This window comes from Dialister micraerophilus (assembly GCF_947090205.1).
In the GTDB taxonomy this organism is placed as follows: Bacteria; Bacillota; Negativicutes; order Veillonellales; family Dialisteraceae; genus Dialister; species Dialister micraerophilus.
Map to the genome: position 1 here is coordinate 1 of NZ_CAMUNF010000006.1, position 25,451 is coordinate 25,451.

Consider the following 25,451-nt stretch of genomic DNA (forward strand, 5'->3'; position numbering starts at 1 on the left):
TCTAAAGCTTTTTCTGAATATGCAATCTTAAACTGCTTCAAATCAATGACCTCCCGAATAACTATAGATTTAGTTTACAGTAATTTGCGCGCGCTACCGTTCCACTACGTCTAAAGCAAATAATTATTGCTTTATCCATAATCATGATAATCAATATTTATTACTATTACTAATACTGAATATGTATTCTATTTAGTTATCATATCTTTAGCATAACAAAATGGTTATTTTTAAAAAGCGATAACATTTTTATTTGATGAATAATCTTGCAAAAAGTCGGAATTGTTCTAATTTTTTATATTTTTTACTCAAAAATTAATGCTTTCTATCGCCATAAAATAAGCTCCTACAATATCACTATACCGAAATTTTTAATCAGTTGAAAACTGAATTTCCAAATTTAAAACTAAAAAAAATCAATAATAAAACCAATGATCTTTTATCTATCTAATTCTACTTTTTTATTATCAATTAAATAAAACTATAACATTTTACGTATTAATACATTGAAATCAAATCGCAATAAAATCGTTTAAAATATTTGTTTTTTATAAAATAAGCACCCAACTGAAATAATTAAAATGTTTATATTTCCTTTAATCAAATTATTATTAAATTATATTTCAATGCGTGATTATATAAACATCTGCATATAAATACAAAAGCGACTTTTTAGAAAAGTCGCAAAAAACACATATAATTATTTTTTATAACCCTGATATTCAAAATAATGAAGTTTGCTTTCTCGTACGCTTTATTTCAAAAGGTTTCAATTTCAAACCTATCTTCTCCATCATTTCACAAGGATCTGAAGAATTGGTTTCAAGTAAGGCATGACGTACAATCCATTCACACGCACGTGCATCATCCAAAGCCTGATGATGATTGAATTCAAAATTTAAAAACTCGGCAACGGTATTTAATTTATGATTAGGCAATTTTTTCCACAAAATACGTGAAATTTCCACAGTATCGCCCCAACAAAAATTTATATCCGGCAACTCGTATCGATCTATAGTATTTGCAAGCACACCGAAATCAAAAGGCGCGTTATGTGCAAAAGCAACCGTGCCGTTTAAAAGACCGGAAATTTTATCCCAAAAATAAGGAAATTCCGGTTTATCCTTTACATCTTCAGGATGGATTCCGTTCACACGTATACATTCTTCATCAAAATTTAAGTGTACAGGACGTATAAGATCGTACCATTCATCTGTCAATTTACTTCCGTCACTTATTACAATACCCAACGAACACGCATTCCCTTTCCCCCAAAATGCAGTTTCAAAATCAATAGCCGTATATTTCATATAGTACCCCTTTTTTATATCGATAATAATATTTTATCACATAGTAACTAAACATATATTATAGTTTTTATATTGTAATATGTGGTAAACTTATATAAGAAACTTCAGAGTTAAAGAGAGGGCTTTCATGAAATTAAATTTTACCACACTTATTTATTTTAAAAAAATAGTTAAGCATAAAAATATTACTAAAGCTGCAAAAGAATTGAATATTGCGCAGTCTTCACTGAGCAGAACTATAAAAAATTTGGAAAAAGAACTAAAAGTTCCGCTTTTAATGTATAACGGTTATGAAATGCTGCTTACACCTTACGGAGAAAAATTTTTGTCACACGCAAATACGATACTTAATGAAATTTCAGTTTTTCAAAAAGAAATAACGATGATTGAAAAACATTCACAAAAAACCGTATCACTTTCAATACGTTCCGCCTCCAAACTTTTGCCTGAATTTTTATCACAATTTAAAATACAATATCCTGAAATTAACATAAAAATTTATTCCGTTTCGGAAACTTCAATCAGCGACCATAGTAAGGATATAGTAGATCTTGAAATTTATTCTGCAATAAATCCCAAGAAAGAAAAAAATACAATTTCACTGTTTACCGAACCGTTATTACTAGCAGTACCAAGCAGCAGTTCTCTTGCAACAATGAAAGAAACAAAATTAAAAGATTTCAAAGAGCATAAATTTATTTGTTCCTATCCGAATCAAGCTTTAAGAGAAATTGTAAATTACTATTGCAAAAAAGTAGGATTTAACCCCCAAATTGCAATCGAAAGCGACAGTCCGGAAACAATCAGTGAATTTATACGTGTAGGACTTGGAATCGCACTCATCCCTAAAATTACATGGAGTCGATTCTGTAACTCCGAAATAACTCTCATTCCGATTTCCGATCCCGTTTGCACAAGAGATATAATGCTGAAATGGAAAAACTCCGACAATATGTCCGATTCGGCATTGCTCCTGAAAAATTATATTTGCAACAACTTCACTAAATATGCACACGGCAACCTTATAATAAGTAATAAAAATGATTAACCGATATATAAAGAGTAAGAATATATTTTCTTACTCAATTTTTATTTATAAATAAAATCACAACCGTTTTAGTTTCACCATCCGACAAAATAAATAATTAACTAAACACCCTATAAATTGCCAAAATGCAATTCACTTAAAATAACCTTATATAAACATAAAAAATAAAAACAACATCGGAATTATGCAACTATATTCTCCTATTTACTGAAAACAAATAAATAATATACCATATCAATTACAAAATAAATTTTGAAATATTAAAATCAAAACGAATCCTTATAAAAAATTCTCATTATTTATAAATGCTTGAATTAATCATACTCGTTAATTGATTTACTCCTGCATTTACAAAGAAAATCTCAATAATTACAATAATAAGAAATATTCATATAAATAAAAAAAGACCATCATTTCTGATGGTCTTTAATTTTCTTGCATAGACTGTTAGTCTTTTTTCATTTCGAATCTGTCTGCAATGAATCCGTAGAATGGCCAGCCTAAGAAGGTAACCAATGCACCGTATGTCATAGCTTCGAATCCGGATGCGTAGCAAGCGTACAAGCTGTAGATTACACCGAGAACTGCTGCAACCATGGACTTGCTCATTTCGCTTGTTCCACTCTTGCCGGCTGTCTTCATGATTACGTATACTGCCGCCATGGACATGATGTACGGAACCAAGTTTGTAATAACCGCCAAGTTTGTCAACTGTTCGAACTGTTCATTCAAGCTCGGGCTGATTGTCATCAAAGCCAAGAGTGTCTGAACGATACCGAGGATAATCATACCCTTAATCGGTGCACCTGCGGAAGTAACTTCTGTAAATACTTTCGGGAAGTATCCTACATCTGCAGATCCCTTGAAAACGTTTGCAACTGTGAACTGCCATCCGAGTAAGGAACCGATACATGCTAATGTCATCAATCCCATTACTGTCTTACCTGCAACTCCGCCCCACATTGTAGCAAATGCCAATCCGAAGGGAGCGTTACTCTTAACGAGTTCTGTTGCCGGAAGCATACCGAACATAACGTTTGTTGAAACGATGTATACAACTGCACAACCCATTGTACCGATAAGAACTGCCATCGGAACTGCCTTTTCCGGATTTTCTACTGCGTCTGCGTTTGCACATGCAGATTCCAATCCCAAGAAGGACCAGAGTGTCATTGTAATAGCGTTAACTGCTGCTTCTCCGAGCGGCAAGTTGTTGTAGTTCCAGTTAGCTGCGTACTGGTCTCCGGAGAAGAAGAACCATCCACAGATAGATATAGCGAAAATCGGTCCGATAACGCCCCAAATTGTTACTGAGCCGATACGACCTGTAATGCTTGCACCACCGAAGTTTGCAAGTGTTGTAATCCAAAGTACTGCAATTGTTGCTATACATGTGCTAATCGGGTCTAATGAAATACCTAAGAATGTAGAGCCGTAACCAACCGCGGATATAGCGATAGCAATGTTTGCAATAACTAATGAAATACCATATGTGAAACCACACATAAAGTTACCGGATTTTCCGAATGAATATTCAGCATATCCACCCATACCGCCGGCTTTTTTACTGTACATACCGCATTTTGAGAATGCGTAAGCCAATAATGTAGAACCTACTGCTGTAACCAACCAAGATACAATTGACAATCCACCTACCTGTGCCAACTTGGACGGGAGCATGATAATACCTGAACCCATCATATTAACAGCAGTGATAATCGTTAACTGTACAACGTTCATCTTTTTAGCTTCTGCCATGATATAAAATCTCCTTGTATATATCTTCCGATCCGGCCTTTCGGCCGGATCATCAGATATTTTAACACTTAAAATTCAGATTATTTCTGGAATTTCGGGTCATATTCTTTCTTCAAAACGTAGCCGTAAGCTCTCTTGCTTCCGTCCGGTTCAGTTTCGAGGTATACACCCTGAATTTCAGGTGTGAAGCCCGGTAACAAGTTAATACCTTCTTGCAATGCGAGGAAGTAGTTAACACATGTTTCAGACCATCTTTCACCTGGGTGAATTGTCAGAATTCCTGGCGGGTACGGGAGCGCACCTTCCAATGCGATTCTGCCTTGAGCCTGATCCAACGGAATCAATTCGCCGTGGTTTGCTACGAATTCGAAGTTTGCCTGCTGAGCTGTCATTGCCCATTCAGGTAAGTAGTCTGCGTGGAAGAGACGTTCCTGAAGAACGTTAACTTTTCTGTCTTTGTAGAAGTTGTGCATCTTCTGGCAGAGCATCTTAATTGTGAATCCTTTGTAAACATCCTTGTTTGCTGCATAGATGTTCGGAAGTAATTCTTCCATCGGAGCATCTGCTTCGTATAACTGTTCGAAACGAACGAGCTTAGCAATCAAGTCATCCATCTTGGACTTGGTTTCAGCCGGTGTAAGAACGAAGAGAACTGCGTTCAAGTCCGTCTTTTCCGGAATAATTCCGTTTTCACGGAGGTAGTTGGCTATAACGTTAGCCGGTACACCGTTTTCTTCATATTCGCCTGTTTCGATGTTGATACCTGCTGTCAAGAACTGGAGTTTCATCGGGTCTACGAAATACTGATCTTTGCCATAGCCTTTGAATCCGTGCCATTTAGCACCCGGTGTAAGTTTCCAGTATTCCAAGTCGTTTGCCATCTTTTCGGTGTCGCCGTCTTCCCATTTCTTTCCATATACTTCTTTCGGGAGTAACGGACGAACGTACTTGCAGTTACGCAATACAGCCTTACGAGCTTCAATTGCGTTCTTAACTGTGTCTACCCACATACGAATTCCGGCTTTGCCTTCGTGCATCTTAGCGTTTACGTCCAAGGATGCGAAGATTGGATAGCACGGTGATGTGGATGCGTGAAGCATAAATGCGTTGTTTACACGTTTGTGCGGAATGTAACGGTCCTGTCCCTTAATGTGACGGTCTTTCTTGTGGATCTGAGATGCCATTGAAATACCTGCCAACTGTTTGTGAACGGACTGAGTTACGAAAATACCAGGGTCATTCGGTCCGAGTTCCAAGAGCATCGGGCTGCAGTCTTTCATCATCGGAATGAACTGTTCATATCCTACCCAAGCAGAGTCGAAGAGGATGTAGTCACAGAGGTGACCGATACGATCTACTACCTGACGAGCGTTGTAGATACATCCGTCATATGTTCCGAGCTGAATAACTGCGATACGAATCGGACGTTCTTCCTTAGCTTTTACCGGGTCTTTTTCGGCAATGAGCTTACGGATGTAGTCTTCTTCGAAGCAGTGACTCTTGATACCACCGATGGAGCCGTACGGGTTACGAGCGTCTTCCAAGAATACCGGAATAGCGCCTGCCTGTACCAAAGCACCCTGAGAAATTGATTTGTGGTTGTTTCTGTCGTAAAGAATGATATCGCCTGGAGCGAGAGCTGCATTCAATACAACCTTGTTGGAGCCTGAAGTACCATTTAATACGAAGTAAGTCTTGTCAGCTTTAAATACGCTGGCTGCATACTGTTCAGCATCACATGGAGCACCTTCGTGAATCAAGAGGTCACCCATCTGAACGTCAGAGGAGCTTAAGTCTGCTCTGAAAAGGTTTTCCCCAAAGAAATCAACGAAAGCTTTTCCTGACGGATGCTTACAGAAATATTGTCCACCGTGGTGACCCGGTGTAGCATAGTTACCGAAACCTGCTTCAACGAAGTCTACCAATGCTTTGAAGAATGGCGGCAAGAGTTTGTTTTCATATGTTGTAGCCGCATTTTCAATCTGGTCGTTGTAGAACTGAACTCCGGATTTATCCAAGTCAATTACGCGGAAAACTTTTGACAATAATTCATCAGAAATTGGTTTTCCTGCTTCTGCAATCAAGAATACCGGAATCTTAAATTCTGCAACTGCCGGTTTCAACAAAGCTTCATCATCAGCTGTGATGACAATTGTTGCAATGTCCAAGAAGTCGGTTTTAGCTAAATCAACGATTTCACGTGCTGTTCTAATTTCAAACAGTTCGCGAGCTTTATCCGAATAGGACAATTTCAATTTTTTCATCGTACTCCTCCTTGAAATAAAACACCATATTTTATGCGCATAAAACAGATAAGACTTTCTTAAGAGTTTTCTGAAAACCTCATCTGTAATTAAGATATCATAAAATAGCCTTCTTTGACTAATACTTTTAAATGTTATTTTTTAATCATTTTCTATTATTAGTACACTAAAGACAACAAAAATAATGTATAAATATAATTGATAGAAATTAATTATGAATTATTTATCACAATAACACTCAATACATTGAAAATATCTTAGATATAATATATCTCCTTTAAAGCCCCTATTTTACTGACTTTTACATTTTAAGATTGAATTGAAATTATAAAAATTCCGTGTTTACATAACTTCGAAGTTATAATTATTCTCTATATCACTTCATACAATATTCTTTATTTATAAATTTTATACAAGCTTGTTTCAATAAATTCGCATATAGTATAAATCACTCTCGTATATATTAAGCAATTATAAATAAAATTCATAAATTCTTGTACAAGCAGAAAATTTTTTATATTTCAAAACTTTTATTACATAAAACACATTACGTACAAAACACAATACACAAAAATTTTGCATAAAAAAAGAGCAATCGTTTATTATTACGATTGCTCTTATATTGGTTATTCTTCAGTTTCTTCGTCTTCACCGTAACCTTCCGGCTTCATTGTCGGGAAGAATATTACATCACGAATGCTATGTGATCCTGTCATAAGCATAAAGAGACGATCCAATCCGATACCCAATCCGCCTGTCGGAGGCATACCGTATTCCAAAGATCTGATAAAGTCTTCATCCATCGGATGTGCTTCGTCATCGTCACGGTCTGCAAGCTGAATTTCGAAACGCTTACGCTGATCAATCGGGTCGTTAATTTCCGAGAATCCGTTTGCAAGTTCACGTGTAAAGATGTAAGATTCAAATCTGTCTGTGAATCTGTGGTCGTCCGCACTGAGCTTGGACAACGGTGAAACTTCAATCGGATGACGTGTAATATGAATCGGCTGTACGAGCTTGTCTTCAACGTATTCATCGAATACATCTGCCAAAATCTTACCCGGACCTTCGTATTCACCATATTCTACATTCAAACGATCTGCAATTGCACGTGCTTCTTCCAATGTCTTTGCAGCGTCGAAATCTTCGCCTGTGTACTTCTTTACAGCTTCCGACATTGTAAGACGCGGCCACGGAGGAGTTACATCCAATTCAACACCTTCGTATACAAACTTTGTAGAACCGTAGCAAATTCTTGCACATTCCGCAACAATTTCTTCCGTCTGATGAATTGCATCTTCGATATCACCGTATGCCTGGTATGATTCCATAGCTGTAAATTCAGGATTGTGCTTTGCATCCATACCTTCATTACGGAAGTTACGTGTAATTTCAAACACTCTGTCGATACCGCCGACAACCAATCTCTTCAAGTAAAGTTCCGGTGCAATACGTAAGTACATTGTCATGTCCATAGCGTTCAAATGTGTAACGAACGGACGAGCATTTGCACCGCCGTACAACGGCTGCAATACCGGTGTTTCAACTTCCAAGAATCCGTGATCGGTGTACCACTTACGAATAGCGTTGAGCATCTTCGTTCTCTTGATAAATGTATCCTTAACTTGCGGATTGCAAATCAAGTCTACGTATCTCATACGATAACGCTGTTCCTTATCTGTAAGTCCATGCCACTTTTCAGGCATCGGACGTAATGTCTTAGTTAAAATTGTGTATGTGGAAACACGAATCGTAGTTTCTCCGGTATGTGTCTTGAATACCGTACCTTCAACTCCGATAATATCTCCCATATCCAAGAGCTTGTACAATGCCCATTCATTTTCTGTAAGTTCATCCTTACGGAAGTAAAGCTGAATGTCGCTTCTGTCATCACGAAGTACTGCAAATGCAGTCTTACCGTGGTCACGAATAAGCATCAAACGTCCGGCAAGTCTTACATGTTCACCGGATTCTTCCAATGCCTGAGCATTTTCCAAAACGTCTGCAGCACGATGCGTAAATGCAAACTTCTGACCGAAGGGTTCATATCCTAATGCACGAATCTGATCTAACTTTGCAATTCGAATTTCTCTTTGTTCATTGGTATCGTTAACTCTGTTATTTGACATAATAAAAACTCCTTTATTTACAATACATAACTAATTAAGTGACTAACGTTCTGTTGAACGTGTTTTTTCATATCCGAGTTTAATTTAATCTGAGCCGTAAGGCTCATTTGACTTTCGCACCGTCGATACCTGTTATTTTATACTTAATAATACCTGTAGGAGCATCAACTTCCACGATATCTCCCAACTTTGAGCCCATAAGTGCACGTCCTGCCGGAGATTCGTTTGAAATCTTACCTTCAAACGGATCTGATTCCGTGCTTCCTACAATGGTCACGGTCTCTTCGGAACCGTCACTCATATCCTGTATGGTGACAGTTGATGCCAAATCCACTCTGCCGCCTTTTTTCTTTTGAGAAATAAGTACTGCAGTTCTGATCTTCGTTTCAAGTTCCAAAATTCTACCTTCAACGAAAGACTGTTCATTCTTTGCATCATCGTATTCGGAGTTTTCCGAAAGATCTCCCATTGAAATGGCTTCTTTTAAACGCTGTGCCACTTCGCCACGCTTTTTAGAGCGAAGCTCGTCCAATTCTCTTTGCATTTTTTCAAGCCCTTCACGGGTGACAAGCGTGCGTTGCATATCAGCCATAGCAATTTCTCCTTTTCATTAAGAATACTTTCGAATCATCGACCGTTAATATTGTAGTTAAGTATAAACAAAAGAACCTCAAAAGTCAACAAATATATTAAAATCCTCCGGTTTTTATTAATATGAATAACGTCTTTAATACATTTTCCGACATGTTTATATGATTCATTTACGTTGAACGCTTACATTGAAAAATATTTTTTCATTTTTCTTTACATTTATCGCTTTTTTTCGTTTTTACTCCGTATTTCTTTACTTTACTCAAAATTAAAATAAAAATGTTTTTTGATTTCAAATGTTTTACATTTTGTATATGTATGCAAATAACTACTACTTTTTATCTTCTTTTCTCTTTATTTTCACACAAAGCAAATTTTTTTCTTATAAAAAATTTTTTATGTTTGTATAAAAAAATATCTCTTCAACTTTTCATACGGTTATATTTTAATATTAAGCCTTTTATGCTCGTTTTAAGCTGAATAAAGCTATTTAAGTTTTTTTTAACACTGAAATATTTTTCAGATTTTATTTCTTTTTGTATATTCTTTCCGTTTTTCTCGCATGTTTTTAATTTTTATTGCATAAAAATTCCGTTTTATGACACTTTTATTCTTTTGACTTTTAAATTTGTCTTCCCATTTCTTCCAAATTCTCTGTTTTCTGTTCTCAAAAAAAAAATTAGATTTTTTATTCATTTTTCTCTTCAAAATAAGTATTGTATCAACTTTTTTTATATGTTATATTGCTTTAGCAATAACGTGAATTAGCGATACTCTCTATTTGATTATTTCGCTTTTCGCATACTTGAAGGAAAGAAGGATGGTATTATGGCTAACGCAAAAAAAATGAGTGTTTTACAGCTGACTACCGTTACTGCTATCAATATGATGGGTTCGGGAATAATTTTGCTGCCCTCCAAGCTCGCCGAAATAGGTACTATTTCAATATTCGCTTGGATTTTGGCTTCTTTAGGAGCTACTATTTTGGCTTATGCTTTTGCAAAATGCGGTATGTACAACAAAAAAGGCGGCGGTTTAGGGGGTTATGCAGAGTACGGTTTCGGTAAATTGGGCAATTTCCTTGCCAATTTCACCTATACGATTTCTCTTATTATCGCAAATATAGCTATTTCTATAGGTGTTGTAAGTTATGCTTCTTATGTATTCGGTTGGAATCTTTCGCCTGTAGGATCTTGTTTGACTACTATAGTTGTTCTTATACTTTCGGCTTCCATAAGTTTTTTGGGGTCAAAAGGTACCGGACGTTTCGGTTCAATAGGTGTAATTTGTGTAATGATTCCTATTATAGGATTACTTTTGTTCGGATTCACTTCTTTCAGTATGGACACTTACATACAGGCGTGGAATCCTAAAGGATTACCGTTTATCGTAACATTGAAAGATTCTATTGCAATTATTCTTTGGTCTTTCTTGGGACTTGAAACTGCGTGTGCAAATTCCTCGGCTGTTGAAAATCCTGAAAAAAACGTTCCTATCGCAGTTTTATCCGGAACATTGCTTGCAGGTATTATGTATACTTTGTCTACTGCAATTATCGGAGGTATCGTACCTTATACGGAACTTATCGGTGCAAATGCTCCTTTCGGACTTGCTTATGCGGCAATGATGGGTAATACTACAGGTCATATCGTTTCTTGCATGTTGGTCGTTTCATGTTTCGTTTCTTTAACTGCTTGGCAATTCACAATTGCCGAAGTCGTGCGTAATTCGGCATCGCTCGGACATTTCCCGCATTACTTGCAAAAAGTAACTTCAAGAGGCGCTCCTTATATGTCTATCTTTACCGTACTTATCATTCAACTGGTTTTATCTTTGATGACTATAAGTCCTACTTTGATTAATCAATTCAACATTTTGATTAATTTGGCGGTAACCATAAACCTTATACCTTATGTACTTTCAATGGCATCCGTTCCTGCGATGCAAAGAATAGAAGGTATAGAGAAAAGCAAACGCGGTCTGACAAACTTTTCCGCATTTATCGGCGCAGTATATAGCATTTATGCAATTTACGGTTGCGGTTGGAGTATAATCGGTGACGGAGTAATTGTCGCAATTATAGGCATTATAATTTTCTATATCAAAAAAAGATTTCACAACAACATAAAAATTTCTCATGTATAAGTTAAAAGTCGTTCACATTTAACGAGTGAACGACTTTTTTAGTGAACGACTTTTTTATTTCGTATATTAATTTGTACTTTTAAATTTTCCGTATTTCCTTTCCAAGTATATAAGTCTTGCAGTGAGTAATGTTGCAGATGCGCCGACTCCGCTTACAAGTCCTTGCCAATATGCAAAAGGTCCGTGATTAAATACGTGATCCATAATCAATCCGACAGGAAGACACACGCACCAATATGCAATCACCATCATAATAAACGGTATTTTTACATCCTTATACCCTCTCAATATACCTTGTATCGGAGCAGCTACGGCATCAAACATTTGCCAACATGCGCAATATATAAGAAATTGTGCAACTAATTCCAAAACTTCGGCTTCATTTGAATATAGTCTTGCTATATAACTTCGAAATGCTATTGTCGATATAAGTGTAATTACCGCAATTGCAAGTGTGAGTGCAATTCCGCATCTTCCATATTTTTTCGCTTTTTTGTATCTTCCCGCACCTACTTCAACTCCTATCAAAATAGTCATTGCTATAGAGCAGCTTAGAGGTATGGTGTATATCAAGTTTGAAAAATTAAGTGCCGCTTGATACGAACCGATTGCAACGGTACCGAATTTCGCCATAAATATTATCAAAAATCCGAAAAGACTTGTTTCCATAAATATTCCAAGTCCGTTCGGTATTCCTATTTCACAATACTCTTTCCAATCACGTATGTAAGTTTTTAAACCTGAAAATATTTTTTTACTTTGAAATACGGGATCTTGTCGTATTACAAATAAAAACATGCCAAGAACAAGCATGTATGTAATTGCAGTTGCAATTCCGGCTCCTACTCCTCCGTATCCTTCCATACCGAACGCACCGAAAATAAAAAGGTAATTCAAAAGTCCGTTTACCGGAAGTGCCGTTAAAAAAAGTTTCATGGACAATGCAGTACCTTGAACGGTATCCGTTAATGCTCGTATCGATATGAGCGGTGCTTGAAAAAATACTGCAACTACCATTGCAAGTAAGTACATTCTTGCAATTTTCTCTACCGGCGGTGTAAGCGCAAGTGCGTTCATTATATTGTCTATAAAAAGAACATATGCCGTTGCAAATATAAGTGCGATAATTATTCCAAGCAAAATACCGGTTCTTACCACATACGGTATTTTTTCATTTTCTTTTTTACCTACCAATTGTGCAATTATCGGTGTAGATGCGGATAAAATCCCCAATGAGCATGTAAGTACGGGCATGAACAATCCTGCTCCTACCGCAACTCCCGCCAAATCATCCGCACTTACATGACCGCTCATCGTGCTATCCATAAAGTTCATCCCTACCATTGAAAGTTGTGCTATAAGCACCGGAATCATGGTAGTCGCAATTTTTTTCAAATCTTGTTTGAATTCCATATATACCTTTCTTAAATAAAAAATCGCCCCGTTCGAGACGATTTCGTTATTATCAATCATGAATACGAATTTTTTTGTAATCCTCTTGAAATTTTTTTATCCCTTTTTCCGTAAGCGGATGGTACAACGCATCTATAAGCACTTTATACGGTACGGTAGCTATATCTGCACCGGCAAGTGCACATTGTTCCAAATGCAAAGGCTTTCTGATTGAAGCGGCGATGATTTCCGTATCTATATCATGAAAATTGAAAATTTCAGAAATTTTACTTATAAGTTCCACACCGTCCCAGCCGATATCTTCAATACGTCCTACAAACGGACTTACATATGATGCTCCTGCACGTGCTGCAAGTAATGCCTGATTTGCGGAAAATACCAAAGTAACGTTTGTCTTTATACCTTTTTTCTTCAATTTAGAAACAACTTTCATTCCGTTTTCGGTCATAGGTATTTTTATGACGATATTTTTATGAATTGCCGAAAGCTCCAACGCTTCTTTCATCATTCCTTCTTCATCGTCCGACAAAACTTCCGCTGAAATCGGTCCGTCTACTATTTCTGAAATCTCTTTTATTCTTTCGTGGAAATTTACACCTTCTTTTGCAATTAATGACGGATTTGTTGTAACACCCGAAATAAATCCCAATTCAACAGCCGAACGTATTAAATTTATATCTGCAGTGTCGATAAAAAACTTCATAATATCTCATCTCTCTTTACTTTTCATTTTTACCTATCTATATTAACACAAATTTTAAAAAGTATATACTAAAAACAAATTTTATTTATTTTAAAATTTTATAATTTCAGAAAACAAAAAATGCACACCTGGATGTGCATTTTTAAATTTTATTCATTAATTACTTTGCAACTTTCTGTGCTACTACTGCAGTTACATCTTCACCGCCGTCAATTACAGCTGCCTGATCGATAATGATATCCAATCCTTTTTCTTTACGAACCGACTTAATCGCATTTACGATATCACGCTGAATCGGAGCCATTAATGACTGCTGCTTTTCTGCCAATTGTCTCTGTGCTTCTCCGAGCAACTGCTGTTGCTGCTGAGGTGTCTTGTTCTTTGCGTTCTTTTCGAAATCTGCACTCAATTTCTGTTCAGTGCTCTGAAGTTCGAGTTGAGCTCTTTCAAATTTCGGATGTGCGCGAAGTAATGCTGCTACGTTTACATATCCTACTCCGGCTGCTGAAGCTGAAACAGCTGCACCCATCGTAATCATACCGGCTGCCACAACGGCTACCAATTTATTCATCTTCATATAATATCCTCCTTACAGGCATTACAAAATGCTTGAACATACAACATTATATTATATAATATTAAACTCTGTCAATATTTTTAAATCACTCTTTAATATTTGTTTTCGCTTCCAGTGCGGCAGTTTCCGCTTCTTCACGCATTGCCTTTTGAGCTTCTTCCAATGCCGCTTCACGTACTTTGTCTTTTTTGTCTTTTCTCTTTTTGAATTTTGAAATCAAATCAGGAACCAAATTGATTATTCGATCTACGGTATTTCCGGGTGAGGCATTTTTTACGGAGAATATTTCCACTCGTTCTCCATGTATAATCAAAACCGCTGTAGGAACAACTTTTCCGCCGCCTCCGAATCCTTGACTGCCGTTTGAAGATTTTGACGTACCGCTGCCGAATCCGAAATAAATTTCTACAAAAGGAACTATAACGGTATCACCCAAGTAAACCGGTTCACCTACTACCGTTTCAGTAGTAATCAAATCTTTGAATTCCTTAAACAATTCTTTCTTCAATTCATCATTCATCGGTTTTCCCCCTTGTATATGACAAAAATTCACGAACAGGCTTGGATATGAAAGCTATCCCTATAATCCAAATCGCTTTTAGCGGCATTACGGAACCTTTGCAATTTGCCTTCAACTCAAAAACTTTTTCCAAATATTTCCAATCTATCTCTACGGCAAAATTAGGAAAAATCGCATAAGCTGCTCCGGCAAGTATTCCGGTATCGGAAGGATCTCCCAATCCTATTTTTCCGGATACATTCATTTCATAAGGCTTACTTATGTAGAGAAGTTTTTTCAAACTTTTCAATACTATGCGCACCGTTCCGTTTTTTGTCGCAAAACGAAGCTTATCCATAAAAGTGATTTTTTCGCTTTTTTCTTTAAACGAATCATTTTCTTTCTTTTCCTCTTTTGCACCTCTTTCGGAAAACTTCGTACTTTCATTATCCTTCATTTCAAGATTTTTTTCTACATTTTCAGTGTTTTTTATCGTATCTTCAATAAAATTTTCATCTTTTTCGACATCTGAATTTTTTTCTTTGTCTTTACTTTCAATATTGCTTTCGATAAATTTCGAAAAATTTATTTCATATTTCTTACTTAAAATGCCGAATAACCAACTTCCTTTTATACATATATGTTCGTTATCCGCAAAAATACGATAACGTAAAGGAATTGCAAGAATGATAAGTATAAGTAATATTATGGCGATTACTGCAATTGCTACAATACCGAGCCACATACTACACTCCTCCATACATACGTGAAAGATTTTTTACATCGTCACGTATTTTTTTTACCAAATCGGCAGGAGAAATTACACGCACGAAAGATGAATTTCTCATTGCCAAACCGTAAACCGCCGATACAAATGCTTTTATTTCAATTTTTATTTTATTTGGAGTTACTTCCGTTACATGTACGGATTTCCCGAAAACTTCAATTACACGAGTCAGAAATTCAGGTGCTATTTCACATACGCATACATCTTCATTACCTACATAAATTTCAGGATAAACTCCGACAAGTTCATTTAACTTCACTCCGTTTTTAAAAGCGTTTACAGTTTTCTGAACTCTTGCATCGTATGCAGATATTTTTATATTTGCCATACGTTCCATTGTGAAAAAATTTACACTTTCTTTACCGTCTTCATTGCCCAAAAGATAGTATCTTCCATCACTTGCAACTATAAGATATGGACTTACAGAATAAATTTTGTCGCTGCCTTCGACATTTTTATCGGATTTCAGTTTTCCGTCAATATCATAAATCATGTATGAAAAATCAATACGTTTTTTACCGGTTATCGCATCCGATACAATTTGCAAAGATTTGGACAAGTCGCTTGAACTGTAATTATTGTTGGGAATATTTTTTATAAATACTTTTTCTTCATTTTCACCTTGGAACTGAAATTCTTTTATTTTCGTCAAAATTTTCTTTATTTGTGTCGGAGAATTATGTGAAAAATAAAGCATTTCAGATAAACGATTGAAATCATCATGTGACAGATAATGTTTCCAATACCAATCCAATGTGAGCGGTACTTTTTTCCCGTTCATGGTTCGCATCACTTGCCTGCATTCCACCGGCCAACCCGTTTCTTTCATTCGTGTAAGATTTTTACCTACAGTTTTACGATTGACCGTTACATTGCATTTATTTTTCAATATTTCCAAAATTTTTTGTTGCGACAAAGGATGCCGCTCATCGGAGCCGTGTATAAGTATTTCCGCTATATGCAGCATCGCAGATTTACCGGTATTTTCATGTGCTTCCATTTCAGCCTCTTTTATTTTGAAATATAAGTTCCTTTATTTTATATACCACGCTTGCAATAAATACTCCGCCCGCCAAGTCACTTATATAATGTATTCCTGCAAAAACACGTGAAACGGACATTGCAAGCCAAATCGGTACCAACATTTTTGAAAACGGTGCTTTTTCTTTCAAAAGATACATCAATACTATTGCGCCGTTCATCGTGTGATTGCTCGGAAATGATGCGTTGGCTTTATGATTTGTTATGTCTTTTATATTTTTATCTTTTACAAACGGACGGTTTCTATAAAATTTTTTCCCGATAAAAAAAGAAATTATCGAACTTATGCATATCGAAGCAAGAATCGAAATACAATTTTTCCGCCTCTCCCTCTGTGTTCTTCCGGGCAGCAGAAAGTATATAGCTCCGTAAATTACAAACAGCAAATGTCCGTATTTTGCAATATACTTTGTAATTTTCATTCTTTTTTCATTACTTCTTGCAAATTCATTCGCTTTCTTTACTATGTATGTTTCTATATCCAAATTTTACTCCCGATTGCCGTTTTCCCGACTTTGCAATTCTTCTTTTTTCATGTATTCTTCTTTTTCCTTGCGCATTTTTTCAAAATATCCGCTGCGTTCCAAAACGGTTGATATTACCGCAATTACCGAACATAAAACCAAAAACAGATTAACTGTCGTAAACCCGTTTCCATATATTATTCTGTATCCGGCATAAATCAGTACAAGTACAAGTAACAAATCTCTCAGTTTCATTGTATTTCCTCCATGTCTCATCGTTTCAATGGTACTAAAAAGAAAATATAAAGGCAAGCATAAATAATTTATTTAATCAAAATATGGATAAACAAAGCTCCTTTTTTAATGTATAATATTTATATAAAATTACTTGGAGGATTTATGATTTCGATTGTAACACCTGTATATAATGAAGAAGAAAATATACCGTTTTTTTACGAAGAAGTAACCAAGGTCATGCAGTCTTTGGGAACGGATTATGAAATTATATATGTAAATGACGGTTCTCGAGATAAAAGTGAATTTCTTTTAAATGAACTTGCACAAAAAGATTCTCATGTTCGTGCTTTGACTTTCGCAAGAAATTTCGGTCATCAGATTGCAATTACTTGCGGTATGGATTTTGCAAAAGGCAATTGTGTAATTACAATGGACGGAGACTTGCAGCACCCTCCGGAACTTATTCCCGTTCTTGTCGAAAAGTGGCGTGAAGGATATGATGTGGTGCAAACTGTCCGTACTGCGACTTCAGATGCAAATTGGGTGAAAAAATTAACTTCAAAAAGTTATTATGCTTTTATAAACACGATTTCCACAACTCCGGTCGTTCCGGGCGGATCCGATTTTCGTCTTATGAGCAGAAAAGCGTTGGATACTTTCATGAAATTCAGAGAGCATAACCGTTTTATAAGAGGAATTGTAGGCGGAATGGGTTTTAAGCAAACCACAGTAAGTTTCAAAGCTCCCAAGCGTCATGCCGGTGTATCTAAATTTTCGATGCGTAAAATGCTTCACTTGGCAGTTGACGGAATTTTGGCAAATTCAACTCTTCCTCTTCGTGCATCTTTTTACATAGGTTTGTTGTCCGGATTTTTAGGTTGCGTGATGATTATTCATGTTTTATTTTGCTACCTTACCGATTCAACGGTGCCCGGATGGTCTACGGTAACCATTTTGATTTCACTTTTCGGAAGTGTAAATTTGATGGGTCTGGGTATAATCGGAGAATATATAAGCCGCATATACGAGGAAACACGTAACAGACCTTTGTACTGGCTTTCCGACGATACCGCAAATCACAACAAGGAGAATTAAATGAGTTTTGATACGAATGCTAATAAACGCTTTTCGGCAACTTACAAAATTTCATCAAATTCCTACAACGAAGCAAAGGATATCGCATTTGCAACAGCATTGGAGCAAACTGTCGAGTGTCCTTATTCACTTATAGAAAACACTCGCATAGAAAACACTTTATTGGGAAATGTAGAATCTCTTGAAAAAATTTCCGAAAATTGTTTCCTTGCAACTATTTCATATGATTCTTCAATTTGCGAAAGTGAATGTGTAGGATTATTAAATACATTGTTCGGAAATACATCTTTAAAATCGAATATACGTCTTGAAGATATTTCATTGACGGATGAAATGTACAAAATATACAAAGGTCCGAAATTCGGACGAGAAGGTATACGAAAACTTTGTAATATACAAAACGGTCCTATTTTCATGTCGGCAATAAAACCGGTAGGATACAACGTAAATGAACTTCAAAATCTCGTCTACAAATTGGCAAAAGGCGGATGTACGATTATAAAAGACGATCACAATCTCATAAATCAAAGTTATGCACCTTTCAAAGAACGTGTAAAAGCTTGCGTGGATGCCTTGCAAAGAGCAAATAGCGAAACCGGTCTTAATTGCATTTACGTTTCAAATATTTCCGCCGATGCAAACGAATTTGAAGAACGTGCATTTCTATCACAGGAAATGGGAGTTGATGCGGTAATGGCATCTGCCGGACTTGTCGGATTTCCAGCCATTAAAAAATTGGCTTTCGATAAAAATTTCAACAAACCCATATTCATGCATCCCGCACTCACCGGCGCATGGACGTTATCGGACTCCTTCGGAATTTCTCCGTATTGTTACTACGGCAAACTCACTCGAATTATGGGTGCGGATGCGGTGATATTTGCAAGTTACGGAGGAAGATTCGGTTTCACGAAAGAAACTTGCATTTCAATAAAAAAAGGTACGGAAACCGAAATCGGAAATCTGAAAAAAGCCTTCCCCGTACCGTCCGGCGGAATGAAGTGGCAAAATTTCAATGACATGGTAAATACTTACGGTGACGACACGATTTTCCTCGTAGGAGGAGCATTACTCACTCACGGTAAAGATTTATGTGAAAGTACAAAATTTTACGTACAAAAACTTAGCGAAGCAAGTAAAAAGAAATAAAAAAATTCCATTTAGGCATATACTGTACCCCTTACCGTACAGACGATAAGAGAACATTTCAGTATTTCCACTTAAATGGAATTTTTATTTTACATACATCAAAATAAAAATATTTCATTCATATTCATTTTTCGACAGGTTTAAACAGTTGCCATTTATAAATAATTGCAAAAAATCTCAAAAGCACTACAACGATAAATCCCGCCCACTCCGCTTCAAATTTGTATCCTAAACTCCAAATCGCACACAATATCACACTTCCTGCAAGCGAGGCGGTGGCATAAATGTCGGCATACAATACGACAGGACGTTTCGGTACCGCCATATCACGAAGCAAACCGCCTCCCACCGCAGTAATCACACCTAAAGTAATCGGTGCGACATATTGCATTTCCGGATACATGTACAAACTCATTGTTGTGCCGGTAACGGTAAATGCGCCCAATCCTAAAGTGTCGGAAACATCAAAAAGAATTTTAAAAATTTTATTTTTTCTGAATGAAAACGCTGTAATTCTGTAAACTATAGATAAAACAAGCGCCAGAATTATGGCAATCAGAAAAGATGCAGGATGTTTGAATATTGTAACGGGTATATTTCCTACCATCAAATCACGCAATATACCTCCACCTACAGCCGTCATTATGGAAAGTACAACTATACCGAAAAGATCCATACTCTCCTTTATACCCACCATTGCACCGGAGAATGCAAATGCAAGGGTACCTACAAATTCAAATATAATCCAAGTTATAGCCATAATTCCTCCGAAAAAGAATTTTACAAAATGAAATTTATACAAATTTGCAGTAAAAACATTGCAAATAAAAATGATATAATAACATTATACACGTACAACAAAGGAGTTGAAAATGGATAAGTTAATCGACAACACGGATTTACAAATTATAGAACAACTGCGTAAAAACAGCCGCATTACAATGAAAGAATTGGGAGAAAAAATTTTTCTCACCGGACAGGCGACAAAAAATCGTGTAGAACGTCTTCAAGATTTGGGAATAGTTGAACGCTATACAATAAATACGAACTGTCCTGCTTTCGGTTACAACGTACATGCACTGTTTCACGTCGATATAGATTTCGGCAAACGACCCGAATTGGTTGAATTTATAAAAAAAGCATCATCACATATATTGCATTGCTATCTGTCGGATTCAAATACGAAAATGCACATAGATGCACACTTCAAATCAATAGAAGAAACCGAAGAATTTAAAGCTTATCTTGCACGTTTCGGAACATGCCACACACACATTATAAATAAAGAAATACGCGGAACTCATCCGGCAGACGAATAATAAAGCATATAAGAAAGCACGAAACTTTTTCGTAAATTTCGTGCTTTTTTTATTTCTATTTTTTATCAAAGTAACAGCGAATAAATAACTTCCCTGCAGTAATACAAGTATGTACCCGCAAGAGGAGAAACTATTTCATCGACTATATCGGTAAATACCAAGAGCATAAGTATGATAAAACCGTATTTTGCAAGAAACTGCTCGAACCGTACGGAAAGATCGTAAGGAAGAAAAGCGCTTACTACACGAAATCCGTCCATCGGCCAAATCGGTAAAATATTGAAAAAAGCGAGCCATGTATTATAAGTCATTATCCAATACAAAAGCGTAGCTCCGCCTTCTTTCAAAAATCCTGCAACATCCATTGTCGCCGAAATAAATACAGATACTAAAGCAACAAGCAAATTCATTACAATTCCGGCAATTCCTACAAAAAACATACCGCTTCTCGGATTTTTATAATAAATCGGATTTACCGGTACAGGATTTGCCCAACCGAAACCGAAAATCAAAAGCATAATCGTTCCCAATTTACTTAAATGTGCCAAAGGATTCAACGTGAGTCTGCCTTCCATACGAGGAGTAGGATCTCCCAATGAATCGGATACTATCGCATGCCCGTACTCGTGAACACTCAATGCCACCAAAAGTGCCGGTATACGATACGCAAGTGAAGTAACTGATAATTCTAACATTGAACACCTCATAGCATTTTTATAATTGCTGCCCGAAAAGACAGCATAAACAAAAATGCACTATAAAAAGAAAAGAGGCGATTGCCTCTTAACGAATACCGAATACACGTGAAAAAATACTGCTATGTCTTCTGTTGTTTGCTTCTTCAGCCCATAACCGTGCTTGCTCATGAGCATATCTCACTTTGTATTCACGATATTCCCGATACTTTTCCATATCCGCTATAACCGTAATTACGCTGCAAGATCTGTACTTCATTTGAACTTCTTTTTGCATGGAAGGCGCAGGTATTTCCATTTCACGCTCTTCAAGCTCCCATAAATAAGCACAAAGATTTTCTTTCAATTCACTTACAATTTCTTCTATAGAACTGCCTTGCGCTCTACAACCGTTTATATCCGGAAAGATTGCGGTAAAATACTGTTTTTTGTGATTATACTTAAAAACTGCCGGATAAAAATATTGCATATGCAGCCCCCTTGAAACTCATATGAACAAAAAATTATTACTTCACTTATTGTAATACATTTTGCCCCCTGCTGCCAATATCAAATGATAAAATTTAGCTGCTTTTATAAAAATTTAATATTAAAATAATAAAACTCTTGAAAACGAAAATTTCGAATTCAAGAGTTTTGATTTAAATATCCAAATTTGTTACATTCATTGCATTTTCTTCGATGAACTTACGGCGAGGTTCTACTTTATCTCCCATCAAAATCGTAAACAAGCGATCGGCTTCCACCGCATCGGTAAGTTCTACACGCATCATCACACGCTGCTCCGGATTCATTGTAGTATTCCAAAGCTGCTCGGGATCCATTTCACCCAAACCTTTGTAACGCTGAATGGTGCAACCGTCTCTACCTATTTCATCCAAAAGTTTATTTTGTTCATCATCATCATATGTATAGTATTTTTGACGACCTTTGCGAACTTGGTAAAGCGGCGGTTTTGCTATGTATACATGACCTTCAGTGATGAGAGGTTTCATATATCTGTAGAAAAACGTCAAAAGCAATGTACGAATATGTGCACCGTCAACATCGGCATCCGTCATTATAATAATTTTATAATAACGCAACTTGCTTATATCAAACCCTTCACTTACACCCGTACCGAAAGCGGTAATCATCATACGAATCGTATCTGAATTCAATACACGATCCACTCTCGCCTTTTCAACGTTCAAAATTTTACCTCTCAAAGGTAAAATCGCCTGATAACGTCTGTCACGTCCGGACTTTGCGGATCCGCCGGCGGAATCACCTTCGACTATGTAAATTTCAGTCTTTTTAGGATCCTTTTCGGAACAATCCGAAAGTTTACCCGGCAAACTGGATACCTCAAGTGCATTCTTGCGTCTTGTAAGTTCTCTTGCACGCTTTGCAGCCTCTCTTGCACGACTTGCGGTAATACCTTTTTCAACTATAAGTCTTGCTTCGGCAGGATGCTCTTCCAAGTAAATATGCAAACCTTCACTTACAATATTGTCCACTACACCCTTAACTTCCAAATTTCCGAGCTTTGTTTTTGTCTGCCCTTCAAACTGAGGATTGGGAACCTTTACGGAAATTACACAAGTAAGACCTTCACGAACATCGTCACCGGTCAAATTATCTTCATTTTCTTTCAAAAGATTATTCGTACGTGCATAATCGTTTATAGTACGAGTCAACGCACTTCTGAAACCTGAAAGATGCATACCGCCTTCCGTAGTATTTATATCATTTACAAATGTATACATACTTTCGCTGTAACCGGTCTGATACTGCATTGCAATATCAACGATAATTTTATCACGTTCACCTTCAAAAGAAATTACATCATCATGAACGGCATCTTTACCCTCATTCAAAAACTTAATAAATTCAACTATACCGCCGGCATAATGGAACTCTTCAACTCTTGAAACGCCGTCACGATTATCCGATAAAGTTATACGAAGTCCCTTATTCAAAAATGCCAACTCACGCATACGAACCTTGAGAGTATCATAATCAAAATCCGTACCTTCTTTGAAAATGAGAGGATCCGGCTTGAAAGTTACTGTAGTACCCGTTTCGGAAGTTTCACCGTATGTACGCATACTCTCGGTAACATCACCGCGGCAAAAAGCCATCTCATGGAACTTACCGTCACGACGTACATTCACCTTCGTCCATTCGGACAACGCATTTACAACAGATATACCTACACCGTGAAGACCGCCCGAAATTGCATAACCCTCACCGCCGAACTTACCGCCGGCATGTAAAACTGTCAAAACAACTTCCATTGCAGGCTTTCCTGTTTCGTGCATACCTGTAGGAATACCACGTCCGTTATCTACAACCGTACAACTTCCGTCATCATTCAAACTGACCTCTATATGAGTGCAAAAGCCGGCCAAAGCTTCATCAATTGAGTTGTCGACAACCTCATATACAAGATGATGCAAACCGCGAGCAGACGTAGAACCGATATACATTCCCGGACGCAATCTTACAGCTTCCAAGCCCTCCAAAACACGTATATCCTTGGCACTGTAATGCCCGTCCTTCCTGCCGGAAGCGCCCGCCTTACGATTTTCTTCGCTCATATACTTCTCCTTACAATAAAACAAACAGGGAAACACGTCCCCGTAAGGTTACAATTTTGTATAAAACATTTTATATATTATACCATAAAAGACACCTCCATGCACTTTGGGAATATGCGATAAAATCGCACAAAGACATTAAAATTCCATATAAATAATTCATTTGGTATAATACAAAAAGAAAGGAGAATAAATGAAAAAACTTCTCATACTGATTACAATAATAATTGCCGTTTACATAGGATATGAAATGGGAAACGGCATACTCGATACACAAACCGTGCAAACTCAATCGCAAACACAAACGCAAACCCGAAAACCGGAAAGTACGGACACGATTTCACAAATCAAAAATATATTTGACAATATAAAAACAAAACTCGAAGAAAATGAAAATACAAACGAAAACAAAAAAGAAACTGCAAAAGCCGGAAAAAACGAATCACAAACATTTTTTGAAAAATTAAACAACATAAGAAATATAAAACCGGCAATAGAAAAATATAAACAAAACGAAAACTTCGTACCGTCAAATGAAATACCGGACCTTCTGAAAAAAGGAGTTGTAGCGACAGAGGACAGAAGATTTTACGAACATGGCGCAATAGACATCATCGGACTTACACGTGCACTTATTACAAACTACAAAGCAAATCGTACACTTGAAGGCGGAAGCACGATATCACAACAAACGGCAAAAAACATATTCCTCTCGCACGAAAGAACAATAACAAGAAAAATTGAAGAACTCTTCCTTGCAATGCAACTGGAAAAATCCTACACAAAAGATGAAATACTTACACTCTATCTGAACACTATTTACTTCGGACACGGAACATACGGAATAAAAGACGCCGCACAAACATACTTCGGCAAAAAACCGTCCGAACTCAACCTCGCCGAATGTGCAATGCTGGCCGGACTTCCCCAAGCACCGACCGCATACGACCCGATAAACAACCCCGACGACGGAAAAAGACGCATGATGACGGTACTCACACTCATGACACAAGAAGGATACATAACAACCGAAGACGCACTCAAAGCGGAAAAAGAGTTTCACGTAAAAAAAGGATAAGGTCAAAACGACCCTATCCTTTTAAAATTATCAAATCTTCAAACTCAATCTCGCCTTCAAGAAACCGCACACAACAAGAGCAACAGCTGTACTCATCACACCCTCAATTGCCAACCCCGGCACCTGCTGAAGACTCGCCTCAAACCCGCCGAAAAGAAAAACTCCGAAAAAAGTGTAACCGATAACGGAAGCTGCCGATCCGGCTATAAATGCCAAAGCCGAAGAAATCCAAAAACGGCCCTCTCTGTAAACAATCTTCATAACCGTATAAACTGCAAAAGCGACAGCAAACTTCACAACCGCAGTCGGAATAATCCAAATCGGAAATCCGCCGATAAGATCCGCAAGACAAGAACCCACAGCACCGGCAAGACAAGCCTCATGCCTTCTCAAAAAGAAAATAGACAAAAATATTGTAGTAGTCCCCAAATTCATGTACCCAAGAGGAATGGGAACCTTCGGAAACATAGTCATACAAAACACAATAGCCGCCCACAACGCCGCCATAACCATCACACGAGTGGACGATATCTCGCTTTTATCTGAAAAATTATCCATAACGATACC

At 37.0% G+C, this 25,451-nt stretch carries 24 protein-coding genes; 6 read left to right on the forward strand and 18 right to left on the reverse strand.

What is annotated here, in order from left to right:
* Positions 1 to 722: 722 nt before the first annotated feature.
* A complete protein-coding gene (locus P6922_RS04180) occupies positions 723 to 1,310 on the reverse strand; it encodes a 3'-5' exonuclease (protein WP_276874582.1) in 588 nt (195 codons plus the stop codon).
* Between the two features lie 127 nt (positions 1,311 to 1,437).
* Here P6922_RS04180 and P6922_RS04185 point away from each other — a divergent pair, with 127 nt between their 5' ends.
* Complete coding sequence (locus P6922_RS04185; RefSeq protein WP_276874583.1) at positions 1,438 to 2,358, forward strand: LysR family transcriptional regulator; 921 nt, start codon at positions 1,438 to 1,440, stop codon at positions 2,356 to 2,358.
* A gap of 447 nt (positions 2,359 to 2,805) precedes the next feature.
* Here P6922_RS04185 and potE (P6922_RS04190) read toward each other — a convergent pair whose 3' ends face one another.
* The 4 genes from potE (P6922_RS04190) to greA form a co-directional block, all read right to left on the reverse strand.
* Complete coding sequence (gene potE / locus P6922_RS04190) at positions 2,806 to 4,116, reverse strand: putrescine-ornithine antiporter (protein WP_276874585.1); 1,311 nt, start codon at positions 4,114 to 4,116, stop codon at positions 2,806 to 2,808.
* Between the two features lie 80 nt (positions 4,117 to 4,196).
* Positions 4,197 to 6,380, reverse strand: a complete 2,184-nt coding sequence (gene speC / locus P6922_RS04195; RefSeq protein WP_007555172.1) for an ornithine decarboxylase — start codon at positions 6,378 to 6,380, stop codon at positions 4,197 to 4,199.
* 626 nt (positions 6,381 to 7,006) lie between these two features.
* Positions 7,007 to 8,509: a lysine--tRNA ligase gene (gene lysS, locus P6922_RS04200; protein ID WP_276874586.1), complete on the reverse strand. Its 1,503-nt coding sequence runs from the start codon at positions 8,507 to 8,509 to the stop codon at positions 7,007 to 7,009.
* Between the two features lie 103 nt (positions 8,510 to 8,612).
* Positions 8,613 to 9,101 (reverse strand): transcription elongation factor GreA, encoded by a 489-nt coding sequence (gene greA, locus P6922_RS04205; RefSeq protein ID WP_007554814.1) that lies wholly within the window; start codon positions 9,099 to 9,101, stop codon positions 8,613 to 8,615.
* 827 nt (positions 9,102 to 9,928) lie between these two features.
* Here greA and potE (P6922_RS04210) point away from each other — a divergent pair.
* Positions 9,929 to 11,245: a putrescine-ornithine antiporter gene (potE, locus tag P6922_RS04210; protein ID WP_276874588.1), complete on the forward strand. Its 1,317-nt coding sequence runs from the start codon at positions 9,929 to 9,931 to the stop codon at positions 11,243 to 11,245.
* A gap of 66 nt (positions 11,246 to 11,311) precedes the next feature.
* Here potE (P6922_RS04210) and P6922_RS04215 read toward each other — a convergent pair whose 3' ends face one another.
* The 8 genes from P6922_RS04215 to P6922_RS04250 form a co-directional block, all read right to left on the reverse strand.
* The gene (locus P6922_RS04215) at positions 11,312 to 12,658 is read right to left on the reverse strand and encodes an MATE family efflux transporter (RefSeq protein WP_276874591.1); all 1,347 of its coding nucleotides are present in this window, start codon (positions 12,656 to 12,658) and stop codon (positions 11,312 to 11,314) included.
* A 52-nt stretch (positions 12,659 to 12,710) separates the two neighbouring features.
* Positions 12,711 to 13,361 (reverse strand): fructose-6-phosphate aldolase, encoded by a 651-nt coding sequence (gene fsa, locus P6922_RS04220; RefSeq protein WP_276874593.1) that lies wholly within the window; start codon positions 13,359 to 13,361, stop codon positions 12,711 to 12,713.
* A 160-nt stretch (positions 13,362 to 13,521) separates the two neighbouring features.
* The gene (locus tag P6922_RS04225; protein WP_276874596.1) at positions 13,522 to 13,938 is read right to left on the reverse strand and encodes an OmpH/Skp family outer membrane protein; all 417 of its coding nucleotides are present in this window, start codon (positions 13,936 to 13,938) and stop codon (positions 13,522 to 13,524) included.
* An 85-nt stretch (positions 13,939 to 14,023) separates the two neighbouring features.
* A complete protein-coding gene (locus P6922_RS04230) occupies positions 14,024 to 14,458 on the reverse strand; it encodes a GerW family sporulation protein (protein ID WP_007554766.1) in 435 nt (144 codons plus the stop codon).
* Positions 14,451 to 15,182: a DUF2953 domain-containing protein gene (locus P6922_RS04235; protein WP_276874598.1), complete on the reverse strand. Its 732-nt coding sequence runs from the start codon at positions 15,180 to 15,182 to the stop codon at positions 14,451 to 14,453. Before P6922_RS04235 ends, P6922_RS04230 begins: the two co-directional genes overlap by 8 nt.
* Position 15,183: 1 nt before the next feature.
* The gene (locus P6922_RS04240) at positions 15,184 to 16,224 is read right to left on the reverse strand and encodes a WYL domain-containing protein (protein ID WP_276874599.1); all 1,041 of its coding nucleotides are present in this window, start codon (positions 16,222 to 16,224) and stop codon (positions 15,184 to 15,186) included.
* 1 nt (position 16,225) lies between these two features.
* On the reverse strand, positions 16,226 to 16,750 hold the full coding sequence (locus P6922_RS04245; protein WP_276874603.1) for a phosphatase PAP2 family protein: 525 nt from the start codon (positions 16,748 to 16,750) through the stop codon (positions 16,226 to 16,228).
* A gap of 3 nt (positions 16,751 to 16,753) precedes the next feature.
* Complete coding sequence (locus P6922_RS04250) at positions 16,754 to 16,984, reverse strand: RNA helicase (protein WP_276874604.1); 231 nt, start codon at positions 16,982 to 16,984, stop codon at positions 16,754 to 16,756.
* A gap of 144 nt (positions 16,985 to 17,128) precedes the next feature.
* Between P6922_RS04250 and P6922_RS04255 the strand changes: the two genes are divergently transcribed.
* Positions 17,129 to 18,061: a glycosyltransferase family 2 protein gene (locus P6922_RS04255; protein WP_276874607.1), complete on the forward strand. Its 933-nt coding sequence runs from the start codon at positions 17,129 to 17,131 to the stop codon at positions 18,059 to 18,061.
* Positions 18,062 to 19,210 carry a RuBisCO large subunit C-terminal-like domain-containing protein gene (locus P6922_RS04260; RefSeq protein ID WP_276874609.1) on the forward strand — a complete coding sequence of 383 codons (1,149 nt, stop codon included), beginning with the start codon at positions 18,062 to 18,064 and terminating at the stop codon, positions 19,208 to 19,210.
* A gap of 124 nt (positions 19,211 to 19,334) precedes the next feature.
* Here the strand turns inward: P6922_RS04260 and P6922_RS04265 are convergent, their stop codons facing one another.
* Positions 19,335 to 19,970, reverse strand: a complete 636-nt coding sequence (locus tag P6922_RS04265; protein WP_276874611.1) for a trimeric intracellular cation channel family protein — start codon at positions 19,968 to 19,970, stop codon at positions 19,335 to 19,337.
* Between the two features lie 112 nt (positions 19,971 to 20,082).
* Between P6922_RS04265 and P6922_RS04270 the strand changes: the two genes are divergently transcribed.
* The gene (locus P6922_RS04270) at positions 20,083 to 20,529 is read left to right on the forward strand and encodes an Lrp/AsnC family transcriptional regulator (RefSeq protein WP_276874613.1); all 447 of its coding nucleotides are present in this window, start codon (positions 20,083 to 20,085) and stop codon (positions 20,527 to 20,529) included.
* Positions 20,530 to 20,594: 65 nt separating this feature from the next.
* On the opposite strand, the gene P6922_RS04275 is transcribed toward P6922_RS04270, so the two are convergent.
* The 3 genes from P6922_RS04275 to gyrB all read right to left on the reverse strand — a co-directional run bounded on the left by P6922_RS04275 (position 20,595) and on the right by gyrB (position 23,806).
* Complete coding sequence (locus P6922_RS04275) at positions 20,595 to 21,224, reverse strand: site-2 protease family protein (protein WP_276874616.1); 630 nt, start codon at positions 21,222 to 21,224, stop codon at positions 20,595 to 20,597.
* Positions 21,225 to 21,312: 88 nt separating this feature from the next.
* Positions 21,313 to 21,693, reverse strand: a complete 381-nt coding sequence (locus tag P6922_RS04280) for a type II toxin-antitoxin system HicB family antitoxin (RefSeq protein ID WP_007554855.1) — start codon at positions 21,691 to 21,693, stop codon at positions 21,313 to 21,315.
* 172 nt (positions 21,694 to 21,865) lie between these two features.
* A complete protein-coding gene (gene gyrB / locus P6922_RS04285) occupies positions 21,866 to 23,806 on the reverse strand; it encodes a DNA topoisomerase (ATP-hydrolyzing) subunit B (RefSeq protein WP_007554817.1) in 1,941 nt (646 codons plus the stop codon).
* Between the two features lie 193 nt (positions 23,807 to 23,999).
* Between gyrB and P6922_RS04290 the strand changes: the two genes are divergently transcribed.
* Positions 24,000 to 24,884: a transglycosylase domain-containing protein gene (locus P6922_RS04290; RefSeq protein ID WP_276874618.1), complete on the forward strand. Its 885-nt coding sequence runs from the start codon at positions 24,000 to 24,002 to the stop codon at positions 24,882 to 24,884.
* 30 nt (positions 24,885 to 24,914) lie between these two features.
* On the opposite strand, the gene P6922_RS04295 is transcribed toward P6922_RS04290, so the two are convergent.
* Positions 24,915 to 25,442, reverse strand: a complete 528-nt coding sequence (locus P6922_RS04295) for an ECF transporter S component (protein ID WP_276874620.1) — start codon at positions 25,440 to 25,442, stop codon at positions 24,915 to 24,917.
* Positions 25,443 to 25,451 lie beyond the last annotated feature (9 nt).

Excerpts from the sequence above, each read along its gene's own strand:
- P6922_RS04180 (WP_276874582.1), bottom strand. The coding sequence starts at position 1,310 with ATGAAATATACGGCTATTGATTTTGAAACTGCATTTTGGGGGAAAGGG.
- P6922_RS04185 (WP_276874583.1), top strand. The coding sequence starts at position 1,438 with ATGAAATTAAATTTTACCACACTTATTTATTTTAAAAAAATAGTTAAG.
- potE (WP_276874585.1), bottom strand. The coding sequence starts at position 4,116 with ATGGCAGAAGCTAAAAAGATGAACGTTGTACAGTTAACGATTATCACT.
- speC (WP_007555172.1), bottom strand. The coding sequence starts at position 6,380 with ATGAAAAAATTGAAATTGTCCTATTCGGATAAAGCTCGCGAACTGTTT.
- lysS (WP_276874586.1), bottom strand. The coding sequence starts at position 8,509 with ATGTCAAATAACAGAGTTAACGATACCAATGAACAAAGAGAAATTCGA.
- greA (WP_007554814.1), bottom strand. The coding sequence starts at position 9,101 with ATGGCTGATATGCAACGCACGCTTGTCACCCGTGAAGGGCTTGAAAAA.
- potE (WP_276874588.1), top strand. The coding sequence starts at position 9,929 with ATGGCTAACGCAAAAAAAATGAGTGTTTTACAGCTGACTACCGTTACT.
- P6922_RS04215 (WP_276874591.1), bottom strand. The coding sequence starts at position 12,658 with ATGGAATTCAAACAAGATTTGAAAAAAATTGCGACTACCATGATTCCG.
- fsa (WP_276874593.1), bottom strand. The coding sequence starts at position 13,361 with ATGAAGTTTTTTATCGACACTGCAGATATAAATTTAATACGTTCGGCT.
- P6922_RS04225 (WP_276874596.1), bottom strand. The coding sequence starts at position 13,938 with ATGAAGATGAATAAATTGGTAGCCGTTGTGGCAGCCGGTATGATTACG.
- P6922_RS04230 (WP_007554766.1), bottom strand. The coding sequence starts at position 14,458 with ATGAATGATGAATTGAAGAAAGAATTGTTTAAGGAATTCAAAGATTTG.
- P6922_RS04235 (WP_276874598.1), bottom strand. The coding sequence starts at position 15,182 with ATGTGGCTCGGTATTGTAGCAATTGCAGTAATCGCCATAATATTACTT.
- P6922_RS04240 (WP_276874599.1), bottom strand. The coding sequence starts at position 16,224 with ATGGAAGCACATGAAAATACCGGTAAATCTGCGATGCTGCATATAGCG.
- P6922_RS04250 (WP_276874604.1), bottom strand. The coding sequence starts at position 16,984 with ATGAAACTGAGAGATTTGTTACTTGTACTTGTACTGATTTATGCCGGA.
- P6922_RS04255 (WP_276874607.1), top strand. The coding sequence starts at position 17,129 with ATGATTTCGATTGTAACACCTGTATATAATGAAGAAGAAAATATACCG.
- P6922_RS04260 (WP_276874609.1), top strand. The coding sequence starts at position 18,062 with ATGAGTTTTGATACGAATGCTAATAAACGCTTTTCGGCAACTTACAAA.
- P6922_RS04265 (WP_276874611.1), bottom strand. The coding sequence starts at position 19,970 with ATGGCTATAACTTGGATTATATTTGAATTTGTAGGTACCCTTGCATTT.
- P6922_RS04270 (WP_276874613.1), top strand. The coding sequence starts at position 20,083 with ATGGATAAGTTAATCGACAACACGGATTTACAAATTATAGAACAACTG.
- P6922_RS04275 (WP_276874616.1), bottom strand. The coding sequence starts at position 21,224 with ATGTTAGAATTATCAGTTACTTCACTTGCGTATCGTATACCGGCACTT.
- P6922_RS04280 (WP_007554855.1), bottom strand. The coding sequence starts at position 21,693 with ATGCAATATTTTTATCCGGCAGTTTTTAAGTATAATCACAAAAAACAG.
- gyrB (WP_007554817.1), bottom strand. The coding sequence starts at position 23,806 with ATGAGCGAAGAAAATCGTAAGGCGGGCGCTTCCGGCAGGAAGGACGGG.
- P6922_RS04290 (WP_276874618.1), top strand. The coding sequence starts at position 24,000 with ATGAAAAAACTTCTCATACTGATTACAATAATAATTGCCGTTTACATA.
- P6922_RS04295 (WP_276874620.1), bottom strand. The coding sequence starts at position 25,442 with ATGGATAATTTTTCAGATAAAAGCGAGATATCGTCCACTCGTGTGATG.